The following is a 13497-nucleotide window of genomic DNA, read 5'->3' as shown; positions in this document are numbered from 1 at the left end:
GGAGTTTTCTTAAATGGCTATTGGAAAAGAAAGCCCGGTGCCGATGATCCTCGACACCGACACCTTCAATGAGATCGACGACCAGTTCGCGTTGGTCTATGCGCTGTGCTCCCCGGAGCACTGGCGGGTGGCCGGGGTTACGGCGGCGCCGTTCCTGAACGCGCGTTCCGATTCCGCCGGGGACGGCATGCGCAAAAGTCACGACGAGATTCTGCGGATTCTCGAACTGATGGGATGCCGGGGGAGAATCCCCGCCTGCGCCGGTTCGACGCGGTTCATGGAGGGAAAACGGCGGGCGGTGGAGTCCCATGCCGCCGGGTTCATCGCGGAGGCGGCCCGCCGTGCGAACGCCCGGGGGGAGGTCCTGCACATCTGCGCGATTGCCGCGCTGACCAATGTGGCCAGCGCACTGCTGATCGACCCGGAAATCCGCCGGATGATCCGGATCATCTGGCTGGGCGGCCACCGCTACGATATGGGACGGAACGATGAATTCAACCTCCGGCAGGATGTCGCCGCCGCGCAGACGGTGTTCGACTCCGGCTGCGAACTGTGGCACCTGCCGTGCCTCGGAGTGGTGCAGGCGCTGCGCATCGGCCGGGAGGAGCTGGACCGCGAACTGGACGGCGGCGACCGGGCAAGCGAATATCTGCGGAGCATTTTCCACGAATTTCTGGACCGGCGGGAGCTGAAGGACAAGGTGTTGTGGGATATTTCGACGATTGCGAGCCTCACCGTGCCGGAGGCGTTCCGTTTCCGGATGCTTTCCGCGCCGCTGCTGCATGACGACATGCGCTGGGAGCTGACGTCGGGCCGCCATCGCATCCGGGTGGCGGAGCATGTGGATCGCGATCCGGTTTTCACCGATCTCTTCCGGCGGCTCCGGCGGAACGCCGAACTTTGCGGAGGGCGCCATGTTCAGAATTTCTGACCTCTGTGCCATTCTGCTTTATCTGGCCGCGATGGCGGGCATCGGTTTTTACTTCGGCAAAAAAAACAAGAGCACAGAGGAGTATTTTCTCGGCAACCGGGCTTTCCCCGGCTGGGCGGTCGGGCTGTCGATGCTCGGCACTTCGATCAGTTCGGTCACATTCCTCGCGCTGCCGGCGGCGGCGTATGTGCTGGACTACCGGCAGGCGGTGAACAGCTTCGCGATGCCGTTTGCGGCGCTGCTGGCGGTCTGGCTTTTCATCCCGTTCTTCCGGCGGGGCAGGGCGACCAGCGCCTTTGAATATCTGGAGGCGCGTTACGGCCCGTTTTTCCGGGCGTATGCGGCGTTCTGCTTTGTGATCACCCAGTTCATCCGGCTGGCGACGGTGCTCTATCTGGTCGCCTTGCCGGTCGCCGGGATGACCGGCGGCAGCCTGACGACGGTGATCGTGGTCTGCGGTTTCTTCATCGCGCTGTACACCGTGATCGGAGGAATCGAGGCGGTGATCTGGACGGATGTGATCCAGACGGTGATCCTGCTGCTGGGCGGGGTGCTCTGCATGGGGCTGATGCTGTACGAATTGCCGGAGGGCCTCTCCGACGTGCTGCGGATCGGCCTTGCCGACGACAAGTTCAGCTTCGGGCCGGTGACATGGGGGCTGAACGACCGCACCTTTACCGTGCTGCTGCTGCTCGGCGTGGTCAGCTACACCACCGATTACTCCAGCAACCAGAATGTGGTGCAGCGTTACATCGCCGCGAAATCCCTGCGCGAAGCGCGCAAGGCGGTGGTTCTCAGCGCCGCGATGAGCATCCCGACCTGGATGTGCTTCTTCTTTCTCGGCAGCTGCCTGTATGCGTTCTACAAGGTGGTGCCGGATGCGGCGGTCGCGAATCTCGCGGCGGACGAGGTGCTGCCGCACTTCATCCTGACCCGTACTCCGCCGTTCCTCGGCGGCGTGATCATCGCCGCCTGCCTCGCGGCCGCGATGAGTTCGCTGGATTCGTCGATCAACTCGATTTCAACGGTGTGCAGCGTGGACTTCGTGAAACGCTACGGCCGGGAGCGCAGCGACGCCTCGCTGTTGAAGATCGCCAAAATCATCGCGGTGGTCTGCGGGATGTTCATGATCGGCGGTGCGGCGGCGCTGGTGCATATCCCGAAAGAGAGCGTCAACGATTTCTGCCTGATCATCGCGTCGATGTTCGGCGGCGGCAAACTGGCGATCTTCCTGCTGGGATTTTTCACGACGCGGGTCAGCGGCCGGGCGCTGCTGGCCGGGCTGATTCCGGCGATCCTGTTCAACCTCTATCTGGCATGCAACACCCTCGGCTGGGTCCCGGAGGCGCTCAGGATGCCGATCCATGCCTACTGGACCGGGATTCTGGTCAATGCGGGGCTGGCGCTGGTCGCCTATCTGGCTTCCTTCCGGTTCCCGTGCCGGAGGAACCTGGCCGGATTGACGGTCTGGACGCAGCAGGAAAAATAAAAACTCCCGGTTCTCCGCTCCGCCCGGGAGCGGGAAACCGGGAGTATGCGGCAAATGCTTATTCGACCGTTTCCGGGACCGCGACGGCGGTGAAGGTGAGTTCATCGCCCTTGCGGTCGATCACCAGCTTCGAATTCGGCTCGATTTCGCCGGCGATGATCCGCCGCGAAACCGGGGTCTCCACGAGTCTGATGATCGCGCGTTTCAGCGGGCGCGCGCCGAAGCTCGGATCGTAGCCGTCCTCGGCGATCAGCTGTTTGGCCGCGTCGGTGACTTCGAGCGCGATATCCTGGTCGCGCAGCCGCTTTTCGAGGCGGCGCAGCTGGATCGACACGATGTTCAGAATCTGGCTCTTGTCCAGCGCGTGGAAGATCAGCGTCTCGTCCACCCGGTTCAGGAACTCCGGCCGGAAGTGGCGGCGCAGTTCCTCGAAAAGCCGGTCCTTGAGCTCGTCGGCGTTGCCCTTGTGTTCGAGGATCATCGAACTGCCGATGTTGCTGGTCATGATGATGATCGTATTCTTGAAACTGACCGTGCGCCCCTGCGAATCGGTCACGATGCCGTCCTCCAGCACCTGCAGCAGGATGTTGAACACATCCGGGTGCGCTTTTTCGATCTCATCGAACAGCACCACCGAGTACGGACGGCGCCGCACCGCTTCGGTCAGCTGCCCGCCCTCCTCGTAGCCGACGTATCCCGGAGGAGCGCCGACCAGACGCGACACGCTGAATTTCTCCATATATTCGGACATGTCGATCCGCACCATCGCGCGCTCGTCGTCGAAAAGGTCCTCCGCCAGCGTGCGGGCCAGCTCGGTCTTGCCCACCCCGGTCGGGCCGAGGAAAATGAAGCTCGCGATCGGACGGTTCGGGTCCTGCAGCCCGGCGCGGGCGCGAAGCACCGCGTCGGCGACCGCCGTGACCGCCTCGTCCTGGCCGACCACCCGTTCGTGGAGCCGGGCGCCGAGTTTCAGGAGTTTTTCCTTTTCACTCTGCACCAGCTTCGAGACCGGAATGTGGGTCCAGCGGCTGATGATCGCGGCGATATCCTCTTCGTCCACCTCCTCTTTCAGCAGGCGGCTGCCGGAATCGGCCTTGATCGCCGCTTCGGCTTCGGCGATCTTGTGTTCGATCTCCGGGATCGTGCCGTGCTGGAGCTTGGCGGCCTCCTCGTAGTTGTATTCGCGGGTCGCCTTGTCCAGCTTCGCCTTGGCGAGATCGAGGGCTTCGCGGTAGTTCCGCAGGTCGGTGATCGCCTTTTTCTCATTCTCATACTTCGCGCGCAGCACCTTGCCGGTCTCCTTGAGTTCGGCGACTTCGGCTTCGAGGCTCTCGCGGCGCTTGATCGAAGCGGGGTCCTTTTCATTGCGCAGGCCGGTGATTTCGATTTCGAGCTGCATCACCCGGCGCTCGTTTTCGTCGAGTTCGGTCGGGGAGCTGTCGATTTCGGTGCGCAGCGCGGCGGCGGCTTCGTCGACGAGGTCGATCGCCTTGTCCGGCAGGAACCGGTCGGCGATGTACTTGTCCGAAAGCACCGCGGCGGCGACCAGCGCGCTGTCCCGCAGTTTCACGCCGTGGTGGATCTCATAGCGTTCCTTCAGGCCGCGCAGGATCGAAATGGTGTCCTCGACGCTCGGCGGATTGACCAGCACCGACTGGAACCGGCGTTCCAGCGCGGCGTCCTTCTCGATATACTTGCGGTATTCGTCGAGGGTGGTCGCGCCGATGCAGTGCAGTTCGCCGCGCGCCAGCATGGGTTTGAGCAGATTGCCCGCGTCCATCGAACCCTCGGAGGCGCCCGCGCCGACCACGGTGTGCAGTTCGTCGATGAAGAGGATCACCTTGCCCTCGGCGGCGGTGACCTCCTTGAGCACGGCTTTCAGGCGTTCTTCAAATTCGCCGCGGTACTTGGCTCCGGCGATCAGCGCGCCCATGTCGAGGGCGACGACCTGACGGTTTTTCAGGTTTTCGGGAACGTCGCCGCGCACGACGCGGCGGGCGAGTCCTTCGACGATGGCGGTTTTGCCGACGCCGGGTTCGCCGATCAGGACCGGGTTGTTCTTGGTGCGGCGCGACAGGATCTGGATCACGCGGCGGATCTCGTCGTCACGGCCGATCACCGGGTCGAGTTTGTCCTGCATCGCCATCAAAGTGAGGTCGCGGGAATACTTCTTCAGCGCCTCAAAGGTGTTTTCCGGATCGGCGGAGGTGACCCGCTGGTTGCCGCGGATGCTCTGCAAGGCCTGCAATACCTTGTCGGAGGTGAGCCCGGCCTTGGTCAGCAGCTCATACGCGGTGCTGCCGGTCGCCTGGAACATCGCCAGCAGCAGGTGTTCGACGCTGACGTATTCATCCTGCATGGATTCGGCCTGCTTGGCGGCATCGACCAGCAATGCGCTGAATTCGCGCGACTGGTAGACCTCCTGCCGGCCGCTGACGCGCGGCAAGGTGCCGAGCGCCTGGTCGATCTGTTTGTCGAAAAGCTGGCGGTTTACGCCGAGTTTTTCGAGGATGGAGGGGACGAGTCCGTCGTCCTGCCGCGCCAGCGCGGCGAGCACGTGCAGATTGCGCAGTTCGCTGTTGGAGTTCTCCATCGCGATGTTCTGCGCCGCCAGCAGCGCTTCACGGGTTTTGTTGGTAAGTTTTTCGAGGTTCATACAACTGTTCTCCTTTTCTTCATAAAGTGTCATGCCTTATCCAGCAGGAGGCGTGCCAAACGGAAGCGGCGGCCATTGAATTCCGGCTCCGGGGGTGTATTTTAAAGAGAGGACGGAAAACGGCACGGCCGGATCAGAAAAAAATGGGACAAAGTGGCGCTCAGTGTGACAAAATGACCCGAAACGGTTGAGGTTTTGCAGAAAATGATTCAGGGTGAAACAATCACGTGTCCGCATTGCGGCGAAAAGAGTGTGGTGAAGTCCAAAGCGAAGATGGAGGGCTGGACGAAGGTGGGCACGGTGCTGGTCTGCGCGTTGTGCGGCGCGGAACTGGGAACTCCTGACGAAAAGTCGGCGGAGGACGCGGGCCGCAAAAAGCTCGGTTCGCTGGCCGCGCTGCTGGGGGAGGGGGCCGAGGCCGCGCCGAAGGCGGATCTGACTCCCGATGAGAATTACGGCCGTTTCTGCCGGAACTGCGTTCACTTCATCGAGCATCCGTTCCGGGTGCTGTGCGGCCTTGACGGTCATGAAATCGATCCGATGGGCGAGTGCGGGAAGTTCGGGAGAAAGTAGCGTTCAGGAGCGATCGGCAAGTGGGGGAAAGCCTGCCGTTTTGAAGGCAGGCGGGTCTGCCCGCCCTGTCGGGCGGCACACCTTGTGCGCTGCGCGGCCTGATTTTCAATCGCACCTCCGGCAGCTGGGCGCAGTAGCGCACAGATTACCTCCGGTGGCAAGGGCGCTTCGCCCCTTGACCCCGACCGGGTGGCACCCGGTCGGCGAGTATCGCCGCCAGAGCAGAATAAGCTTATAGATGATAAGGAAAGAAAAATGGTGTTGCAGTCGTGTTTCAGCAGCCGCGAGGAGAAGGCCGCCGCGTTTGATGCGGTCGACATCTACCCGGTGATTTCGTCGGAGTTCACCCTCGGCCGTCCGGTCGTGGAAATCTTTGAAGCGGTCGCCGCGGGCGGCGTGAAGATCGTTCAGCTCCGCGAAAAGAATAAAGGCATGAAGTATCTGTACGAACTGGCTGTCGCCTGCCGTCCGATCGCGAACCGTTACGGCATCCTGCTGATGATCGACGACCACGTCGACGTCGCGCTTGCGGCGAATGCGGACGGAGTCCATCTCGGGCAGGACGACCTGCCGGTTCCGGTCGCGCGCGCCATTGCGCCCGGCCTCTGGCTCGGCAACTCGACCCACAATCTTGAGGAGGCGCTCGCCGCGAAAGCCGCCGGAGCCGACTGCATCAACATCGGGCCGATCTATCCGACGCAGACCAAGAGCGTGAACTGCGGCGCGCTCGGCCTCGGTGCGATCGGGCGGATCGCTCCCGAAGCCGGCCTGCCGTTTTCGGTGATGGGCGGCATCAAGAAGCACTGCATTCCGGAACTGCTCGCCGCCGGGGCGAAGCATATCGCGATGGTGACCGAAATCACCCAGGCCCCCGATGTGGAGGCCCGGGTGAGGGAGTTGCGCGCGCTGTTCAACCGGTGATCAGCGGCGTTCGACTTTGACTTCGGCGAGCGAGGTCGCCCACGGTGCGGCGGGATCGTTCAGGACGAAGCTCAGCCGCACGAAACGGGTTCCCGGCTTCAGCGCCTGCGGGGCCATCACGTATTCGCGGAAGGGGCCGTCGCGGTGGAGCCGGAAGACCGCCGGAGCCGGGGAGAAAGTGACGTTGTCCGCCGATTCTTCCAGTTGAAACCAGTCGGAAAGGTTGCGGTTTTTCTCGGTTTTCCACAGGAACACGTAGAACTCCAGTTTCTCGAAACCGTCCGGTTTGCCGGCATCGATGGTGCCGACCGCGAGCGGCACGCCGAACCGGGCGTTGCTGCCGAAGCGGACCCGGTCCAGCCGGTTGTGGTGGAACTGCGGATTGCTGCTGTCGAAGGTGACCGCCCCGACGGATTCCGGCAGAAATTCGCGCAGGCTCCGCTTGACCGCCCGCAGCGGCTGCATCGGGATCGGTTCCAGTTTTCCGGCATGCACGTCGAAGAGCCGGGCGTTGGCCGCTTTCACCCCGGCGAGCATCTCGCGGTAGGGGCGGTCGGTCACGTCGATCAGCCCGAAGTTGTACGCCTCGGCGTCGTGGCCGCGGCTGGTGACCGGCTGGTCGTACAAAATGAAGTAGCCGGTGCCGACGCAGAGCGGATCGGCCGCCATTTTTTCGGTGTAGATCCGGAACGCCGTGCCGCGGTCGGCTTCGGTTTTCACCACGGTCGAACTGCCGCAGGCGAAACCGCGCCGGTGGTTGGTGAAGGAGAATTCCAGCACCGCGAACGGCTTGTCCCACTCCCTGAGCTTTCCGGCCAGCGTGCCGTGAATCCAGCGGGAGTCGAGGTCGTATTCATGCAGCGCGATCAGGTCGACGGACTCCCGTCCCCCGTCGATCCATTCGACGCTCTGGCTCGAACAGTGCGACGCCCCCAGGAACAGGTGATCAGGGTCGTATTTTTTGACCAGGCCGCGCAGAATTTCATGGTAGCGGCGCGAGGCCTGCACGATGAAGCCGTCCAGCAGCTCCGGCGGAACCGCGGCCGTCGCCAGCGTTTCAGTCATCAGCGTTTCGATCGGTGCGCCGCTGCGGTCGAAGAACTTGCCCGGATCGCCGCCGTTGCGTTCGGCCAGATATTCCAGCAGCGCCCGCTTGGCGGCGAGTTTGCCGGAGGAGTCGCGCAGCAGGATCGCCGGGGCGTTGCGCCCCCATCCGTTTTCGTTTTCAAGCTGATAGCCGATCAGGTACGGATTGCCGCGCAGCTTGGCGCACATCGCCTTGACCTGCGTTTCGGCGGCGGCCTCGAAGCCGGGATCGTAGGGATCGATGAAGCGGTCGAAGCGCTTCACCCGGAGCTGTTCGTCGTGCAGGAAGGGCAATCGGTCGAAGTGAAACGGATTGTTCCACTTCGCGGCGGAGTTGAATCCCCACGAACGCAGCCGCTTTTCGGTCAGCTCCATCCAGCGCTCCCGGAAATCGGGGCCGTACTTCTTGTAGAGGTTGGCGGCGAGGAAATTGACCAGCTTTTTGTCTTTCGACCACGCTTCGAGGTATTTCGCCGGATCGGGGGCGGCCTGTGTGAAAGCCTTGCGGATCGTGCCGCCGGAGTCGCGCGCCGCGGTGAAGTAGCCGCGTTCGGTGTAGGGGACCGCGTCGACCCCCTTGAGGTAGAAGGGATTTCCCTCCGGCGTGACCAGCCACCAGCGGCCGTCAATCTTCTGAACCCGGAAGAAGCCGGTCGCCGCCAGCGGCTTGCCGGTTTTCACTCCGCCGAAGCGGTCAAAACGTTCCATGTCGGGTTTCACATCGGCCAGTTCGGCGCTTTCCCGTTCCAGTTCGGCGCGCATCTGGGCGTCGCGGGTGATTTTGCCCGGCCAGTTTTCGGCGGCGGACTGCCCGTAACGGTCGACCTTCGGCGCGGCGGACAAAGCGCAGCAGGCGGTCAGGGCGAGACAGTGGAGGATGGTTTTCATAACGGATCGTTTCCTGAAATTAGAGTTTGGCGCCCTGGTCGCACTGGAAAGAGTCTTTCCACTGATCCCGGCTGCGGCCGGCGACGTGCCCGTCGAGCAGCGCGCCGTTGGCGAGGCCGGAATGCGGGGCATTGAGTATATAGGTTTCGCCGCTCCAGTTGTCCGGGCACTTCATGCTGCGGGCCGGTTCGAGTTTGAGGCCGCCTTTCTGCCACGCGGCATCGCCGAGCAGGATCAGGTCGGAGGGATTGCGCATCCGGGTGATCTTGATCGATTTGCCGTAGTTGGTCAGCGGGTGCTTGCCTTCGGCGGAGATGCCGATGCCGCCGCCCCACGCGTAACCGGCGGGCTTGGAGGGGCAGGAGTAGACGCCGCGCCTGGCGTCGGCGTTCTTTTCCGAATCGAGCATGTTGCCGGAGTTGCCGTTCAGCCAGCCGGGGATGGGGCAGGGCAGATAACGTTCGCACAACAGGTTGATCCACCATTTGCCGCCGATCCGCTTGTTGTAATTCGGGCCGAGGTTGAAAGGGGTCACATGGTCGCGGTTGTCCCCGGCGTACATCAGTTCGGCCTGCATGATCTGCCGCTGGCTGCCGGCGCACTGGACCGCCTTCGCCTTTTCCCGCGACTTGTTCAGCGCGGGCATCAGCATCGCCGCCAGAATCGCAATGATGGCTATTACTACTAATAGCTCGATTAAAGTGAATTTCTTCATGATTTCTCCTTGGTTTTATTGGGAAACTGCCGATGGGACGATGGTATGGACGGTTTCGCCGGGGCGCAGCACCGGCGAAAGCTGACACTTGGAGTGGGAGTGCGGCGGTTCGTCGAGCCAGTCGATTGCCGTCCGGCAGATTTCGCCGACCGGCTGGGCGACGGTGGTCAGCCGGGGCGTGAGGGCTTCTCCGGCGGGAATGCCGTCGAAGCCGACCAGGCTGATATCCCTGCCCGCGACGAGATGCAGCTCCTCGAACGCCTGCAAAGCGCCGAAAGCGCCCGCGTCGGAGATCGCGAATACGGCGGTGAACTCATACGGCCGTTTCAGCCGTTCCAGCATCGCCCGGCGCGCGAACAGGTCGCGCGGATCTTCGGCGCGCACATGGCAGTCGATCAGTTCGGCGCGCAGTCCGGCCAGCTCCAGCGCGTCGCGGAACCCCTGAATACGCGCCTGCGACTGGGGCAGCAGCGGTTCGCAGAGCAGCAGCGCGATGTTGCGGTGGCCGTTGACGAGCAGATGGGCCGCCGCGAGCATGCCGCCGCGCCGGTTGTCGGAGGTGATGTTGTCGATCGCGATGTTGGAGAGTTCGCAGTCGAGCACCACCAGCGGCCGGGAGCCGAACCGGGCCAGTCTGCCGACCGCTTCCAGTGAAAAGGGTTCGGTCGGCGGCAGGTAGATCACCGCGTCGGCGCGGGGCAGTTCCCGGTCGAGCCGCTCGACGAATTCGCGGTGGCTCCGCACCAGCGTGAATTCGCTTTTCCAGTTGCGGGCTTCGGCCTGATTCCGAAGGGTTTCCAGCAGCAGCGCACCGTAGTCGCATTCGGGAGCTTGGGGAAAACCCGGCGCGTAGATGTGCAGCCGCCGCCGCCGCGAATCGGCCAGCAGAGTTGCTGCCTGCGCCGTCAGGTAGGTGCCGGAGCCGCGGATGCGCCGGATGAATCCCTGCTGCTCCAGCTCCTTCATCACCAGCCGCAGCGTGGCGTAGCTGGCGGTGATCTCGGCGGCGAGTTCGTGGTCGGTCGGCAGTTTGTTTTCTCCCGCCTCCAGCAGCGAGGCGATCCTGCCGGTCACATAGGCTCTGGTTTCGTCGAACAGGCTTTCCATTTTGCAATGCTTTTGCTAAAAGTGCTAAACTTATTTTATTTGTTGTAGCAATATTATACCAAAAAGAGTGGCGTTTGTCAAGTCCCATTGTGAAAAAATCGTTGATTTTCCGTGATTGCCCGGATCAGATCGCCGGGCGGATGGGGTGTCCGGAAGGCGATGGAAAACGTTGCCGCAATCCGGCGTACAGCCCGGAGTAGCGGCGGGCGCAGTCGCGGATGTCGAAACAGCTTTCCGCGCGATGCCGGGCCGCTGCCGCGAGCTGTTCCGGGTGCGGATGCTCCAGAATCCACGCCAGCGCGTCGGCGAGCGATTCCGGCTGGAACGGTTCGGCCAGCGCGCCGGAAACGCGGTCCTCCATGATCTCCGGGATGCCGCCGGTCGCGAATGCCGCCGCCGGAATGCCGCAGGCCAGCGATTCGACCAGAATGTTCGGCAGGTTGTCGTATTTGCTGGCCAGCACCGTCGCGTCGGCGGCGGCATAGGCGGTTGCCATTTGCTGTTCGGTATCGAGGCGGCCGGTGAAAACGGTCGGAATACCGAAATCCGGCATTTTGGTGTTCGATCCGACCGCCAGCAAAAGCAGCGGTTCGGAGAAGCGGCGGGAAAGCCGCCGGAGGGCCGCGGTCAGCTCCGGGCCGCCCTTGTTGCGGTCGGCCGCGTTGTAGGCTCCGAACAGGATGATCCGGGCATTCGGGGGCAGGCGGAGCGTCTGCCGGGCTTTGAGGCGGTCCGACGGGCGGAACACGGCCAGGTCGACTCCGTTGGCGATCGGAGTGATCGGCAGGCGGTGCATCAGTTCGCTGGACTGGGCCTCTCCGGCGATCCAGTTGCTGGGAGCGACGATTTCCGGTGTCCAGCCGTTCCAGTTTTTCCGCTTGCATTTCCAGACCAGCGGCTGCCAGAAACTGCCGTTGGGAGCCGGTTCCCGGTAGCCGGTGACGAAACGCAGGTCGTTGTTGTCATGGTAATGTTCCGTGGCGCAGTAGGGCCAGGTATCGTGCAGTGTCCAGACGACCGGGGCGTGGATTCGCGGCAGGTCCCAGATCGCGCTGGAGGCGCCGTTGATCCAGTGGAGATTCACGACGTCGGGATTTTCCCGGTTGATCCTTGCCGCGATGGAAGTCGGAAAGAGGTTCAAGGATTGCGGAGTCAGGCGGTTGCGGTTGGCATGGCGAAAGGCGAGCGCCTCCAGCCGCTGTTCGATCCGGCAGCGGCAGCGGAAGAGGGCGGGAAGGCGGATCGCCTGCTCGGTGTCGCCGCTCTGTTCGACCAGCATGAACCGGGATTCATGGCCGGTGCGCAGCAGTTCGAGGTGCAGCCGGCGGGCCGCCAGAGCCGCTCCGCCGCGGATGTCGTGATAACAGACGTGGATGATTCTCATTGTTCGCTCCCTGTAAAAGATGTCCGCACATACTTTCCCCCCCGGAAATGTCCAGCTTCTGATTTTTCCGCGATTTTTATCGGGAAAATTCCTCCTGTTATTTGAATAACGTTGATTTTTTTCATATATTGGGAAACCTCACAATTTTTGGGCGAAAAATAAAAAGGGGCGCTTCCGCACGCATTCATACCAAAGCACCGCCAAGCGCTTGAACCAGAAATGCGACGGAAGCGCCCCACTTTATTCCGGGGAATAAAGGGCGCGTTCCTGCGTCGGCATTGTTCACTGGTTCTGAAAATTTTGGCGGTTTTCGGTATGGAACAACGTATTTATCAGATTTTCAGGATGCGATCGGATTTATATTGAAAAATCCCTCCTTTTACAAGACGATAACAACTGGATTAATATTGAGCGATTCAGCCGAAAAAGCAAACCGATTCGGAAAGAAAAGCCGCTTTTCCGGGAGGATTTTACGGAAAGAGAGTTTCAGGCCGTATGCGGACTACTCCCACCAGCGGCCGGTTTCGGATTGTCCCGGCGTCACGGTTTCTCCCATTCGCGGTGTGAGCAGCGGGATTTCCGACTCCGCCGCGAATCCGGCGATCTGGCGGATCGACTCATCCCACGGGTGCATCGCAAGGTCGAAGACCCCCCAGTGAATCGGCAGCAGCTCCCTGCCGCGCAGGTCGCGGTGGGCGCGGATGGTCTGGTGCGGGAACATGTGGTTGTCGGGCCAGCGTTCGTTCCACGCGTCGATTTCAAGACAGGTCAGGTCGAAAGGGCCGTGAGCGTCGCCGATCTCCTTGAAATGTTTGCCGTAGCCGCTGTCCCCGCCGAAGAAGATTTTCCTGCCGTCCGCTTCAAAGATGTATGACGCCCATAAAGTGCGGTCGCGGTCTTTCAGCGAGCGGCCGGAGAAGTGGCGGGCCGGCAGCGCGGTGATCTTCACTCCGGCGACGGTTGCGGAGTCGTGCCAGTTGAGTTCGTGGATGCGGTCGGCGGCGATCCCCCAGCCGCGCAGCCGCGCGCCGACGCCGAGCGCGGTCACGAAGGGGACCTTGCTGTCGCGTAGCGCCCGGATGGTGTCGTATTCGAGATGGTCGTAGTGATCGTGGGAGATCAGGATGAAGTCGAGCTCCGGCAGCTCCCGGCGGGGCAGGGGAGGGGCGCAGTAACGGCGCACGATGCCGGGGAGCGGCGCGGCGTTGCCGAAAACCGGATCGGTCAGGAACCGTTTGCCGCCCAGCTCGAAGATCAGGCTCGAATGGCCGAGCCACGTGACGGAAAACTCCGCCGGTTCGGCGGGAAAGGAGCCGCGGTTGCGCGGCAGGACGGGCAGTTCCCGGTCCGGCGCGTTTTCCGAGGAGAACAGAAAACGCCACATGCCGCCGGAGGACGCGACCTTTTTCCGGTCCAGCGTGACCGGCTCCTGATTGACGAATCTGCCGTTCTTATAGTTCGGAAGCGCCGCCCGGCGCCGGATTTCGGCTTCGTCCGGGAGTTCGCCCATGCGCTTGCGGACATTGCAGCAGGCGGCGGCGAACAGCAGGGTGAACACGCCCGCCGCAACCGGCAGCATCACGGTGAAGAATTTTCGTTTCAGCTTTGATTTCGTCATTTCGGCTCGTTCCGGCACATGTGAATATTGCACTAACATATCACCATAAGCCGTTCTTTTCAAACGCCGGGCGGGCGGATGGAATTTGACAAATCCGGCTTTTGCGATATGGTAACGGTACGAATGTAT

At 62.4% G+C, this 13497-nt stretch carries 11 protein-coding genes; 4 read left to right on the top strand and 7 right to left on the bottom strand.

The genetic code is table 11. From position 1 onward, the window contains the following. Window positions 1–13: 13 nt before the first annotated feature. Both C8D82_RS06590 and C8D82_RS06585 read left to right on the top strand, forming a co-directional pair. Window positions 14–931 carry a nucleoside hydrolase gene (locus tag C8D82_RS06590; protein ID WP_116883484.1) on the top strand — a complete coding sequence of 306 codons (918 nt, stop codon included), beginning with the start codon at window positions 14–16 and terminating at the stop codon, window positions 929–931. Beyond that, a complete protein-coding gene (locus tag C8D82_RS06585; protein WP_165832877.1) occupies window positions 915–2420 on the top strand; it encodes a sodium:solute symporter family protein in 1506 nt (501 codons plus the stop codon). Before C8D82_RS06590 ends, C8D82_RS06585 begins: the two co-directional genes overlap by 17 nt. A gap of 58 nt (window positions 2421–2478) precedes the next feature. Here C8D82_RS06585 and clpB read toward each other — a convergent pair whose 3' ends face one another. Beyond that, a complete protein-coding gene (gene clpB, locus C8D82_RS06580) occupies window positions 2479–5076 on the bottom strand; it encodes an ATP-dependent chaperone ClpB (RefSeq protein ID WP_116883482.1) in 2598 nt (865 codons plus the stop codon). Window positions 5077–5280: 204 nt separating this feature from the next. Here clpB and C8D82_RS06575 point away from each other — a divergent pair, with 204 nt between their 5' ends. Beyond that, the gene (locus tag C8D82_RS06575) at window positions 5281–5649 is read left to right on the top strand and encodes a hypothetical protein (protein WP_133245093.1); all 369 of its coding nucleotides are present in this window, start codon (window positions 5281–5283) and stop codon (window positions 5647–5649) included. Between the two features lie 255 nt (window positions 5650–5904). After that, window positions 5905–6570, top strand: coding sequence for a thiamine phosphate synthase (gene thiE, locus C8D82_RS06570; RefSeq protein WP_116883480.1), 666 nt, complete (start codon window positions 5905–5907; stop codon window positions 6568–6570). Here the strand turns inward: thiE and C8D82_RS06565 are convergent, their stop codons facing one another. The 6 genes from C8D82_RS06565 to C8D82_RS21120 all read right to left on the bottom strand — a co-directional run bounded on the left by C8D82_RS06565 (window position 6571) and on the right by C8D82_RS21120 (window position 13368). Further along, window positions 6571–8544 carry a hypothetical protein gene (locus tag C8D82_RS06565; RefSeq protein ID WP_116883479.1) on the bottom strand — a complete coding sequence of 658 codons (1974 nt, stop codon included), beginning with the start codon at window positions 8542–8544 and terminating at the stop codon, window positions 6571–6573. 19 nt (window positions 8545–8563) lie between these two features. Further along, window positions 8564–9259: a prepilin-type N-terminal cleavage/methylation domain-containing protein gene (locus C8D82_RS06560; protein ID WP_116883478.1), complete on the bottom strand. Its 696-nt coding sequence runs from the start codon at window positions 9257–9259 to the stop codon at window positions 8564–8566. A gap of 15 nt (window positions 9260–9274) precedes the next feature. After that, the gene (locus tag C8D82_RS06555; protein ID WP_116883477.1) at window positions 9275–10366 is read right to left on the bottom strand and encodes a substrate-binding domain-containing protein; all 1092 of its coding nucleotides are present in this window, start codon (window positions 10364–10366) and stop codon (window positions 9275–9277) included. Window positions 10367–10490: 124 nt separating this feature from the next. Further along, the gene (locus C8D82_RS06550) at window positions 10491–11750 is read right to left on the bottom strand and encodes a glycosyltransferase (protein WP_116883476.1); all 1260 of its coding nucleotides are present in this window, start codon (window positions 11748–11750) and stop codon (window positions 10491–10493) included. After that, window positions 11747–11875: a hypothetical protein gene (locus C8D82_RS22095; protein ID WP_261798343.1), complete on the bottom strand. Its 129-nt coding sequence runs from the start codon at window positions 11873–11875 to the stop codon at window positions 11747–11749. Before C8D82_RS22095 ends, C8D82_RS06550 begins: the two co-directional genes overlap by 4 nt. Window positions 11876–12252: 377 nt before the next feature. Continuing rightward, window positions 12253–13368, bottom strand: a complete 1116-nt coding sequence (locus tag C8D82_RS21120) for an MBL fold metallo-hydrolase (RefSeq protein ID WP_165832876.1) — start codon at window positions 13366–13368, stop codon at window positions 12253–12255. Between the last annotated feature and the right edge of the window lie 129 nt (window positions 13369–13497).

The organism is Victivallis vadensis (assembly GCF_003096415.1).
Classification (GTDB): Bacteria; Verrucomicrobiota; Lentisphaeria; order Victivallales; family Victivallaceae; genus Victivallis; species Victivallis vadensis.
The sequence above is the reverse complement of the archived record's forward strand: the minus strand, read 5'-3'. Positions and strand labels throughout refer to the sequence as shown.

Bases quoted from the DNA above. Each gene is read 5' to 3' on its own strand.
- C8D82_RS06590 (WP_116883484.1), top strand. From the start codon at position 14: ATGGCTATTGGAAAAGAAAGCCCGGTGCCGATGATCCTCGACACCGAC.
- C8D82_RS06585 (WP_165832877.1), top strand. From the start codon at position 915: ATGTTCAGAATTTCTGACCTCTGTGCCATTCTGCTTTATCTGGCCGCG.
- clpB (WP_116883482.1), bottom strand. From the start codon at position 5,076: ATGAACCTCGAAAAACTTACCAACAAAACCCGTGAAGCGCTGCTGGCG.
- C8D82_RS06575 (WP_133245093.1), top strand. From the start codon at position 5,281: ATGATTCAGGGTGAAACAATCACGTGTCCGCATTGCGGCGAAAAGAGT.
- thiE (WP_116883480.1), top strand. From the start codon at position 5,905: ATGGTGTTGCAGTCGTGTTTCAGCAGCCGCGAGGAGAAGGCCGCCGCG.
- C8D82_RS06565 (WP_116883479.1), bottom strand. From the start codon at position 8,544: ATGAAAACCATCCTCCACTGTCTCGCCCTGACCGCCTGCTGCGCTTTG.
- C8D82_RS06560 (WP_116883478.1), bottom strand. From the start codon at position 9,259: ATGAAGAAATTCACTTTAATCGAGCTATTAGTAGTAATAGCCATCATT.
- C8D82_RS06555 (WP_116883477.1), bottom strand. From the start codon at position 10,366: ATGGAAAGCCTGTTCGACGAAACCAGAGCCTATGTGACCGGCAGGATC.
- C8D82_RS06550 (WP_116883476.1), bottom strand. From the start codon at position 11,750: ATGAGAATCATCCACGTCTGTTATCACGACATCCGCGGCGGAGCGGCT.
- C8D82_RS22095 (WP_261798343.1), bottom strand. From the start codon at position 11,875: ATGAAAAAAATCAACGTTATTCAAATAACAGGAGGAATTTTCCCGATA.
- C8D82_RS21120 (WP_165832876.1), bottom strand. From the start codon at position 13,368: ATGACGAAATCAAAGCTGAAACGAAAATTCTTCACCGTGATGCTGCCG.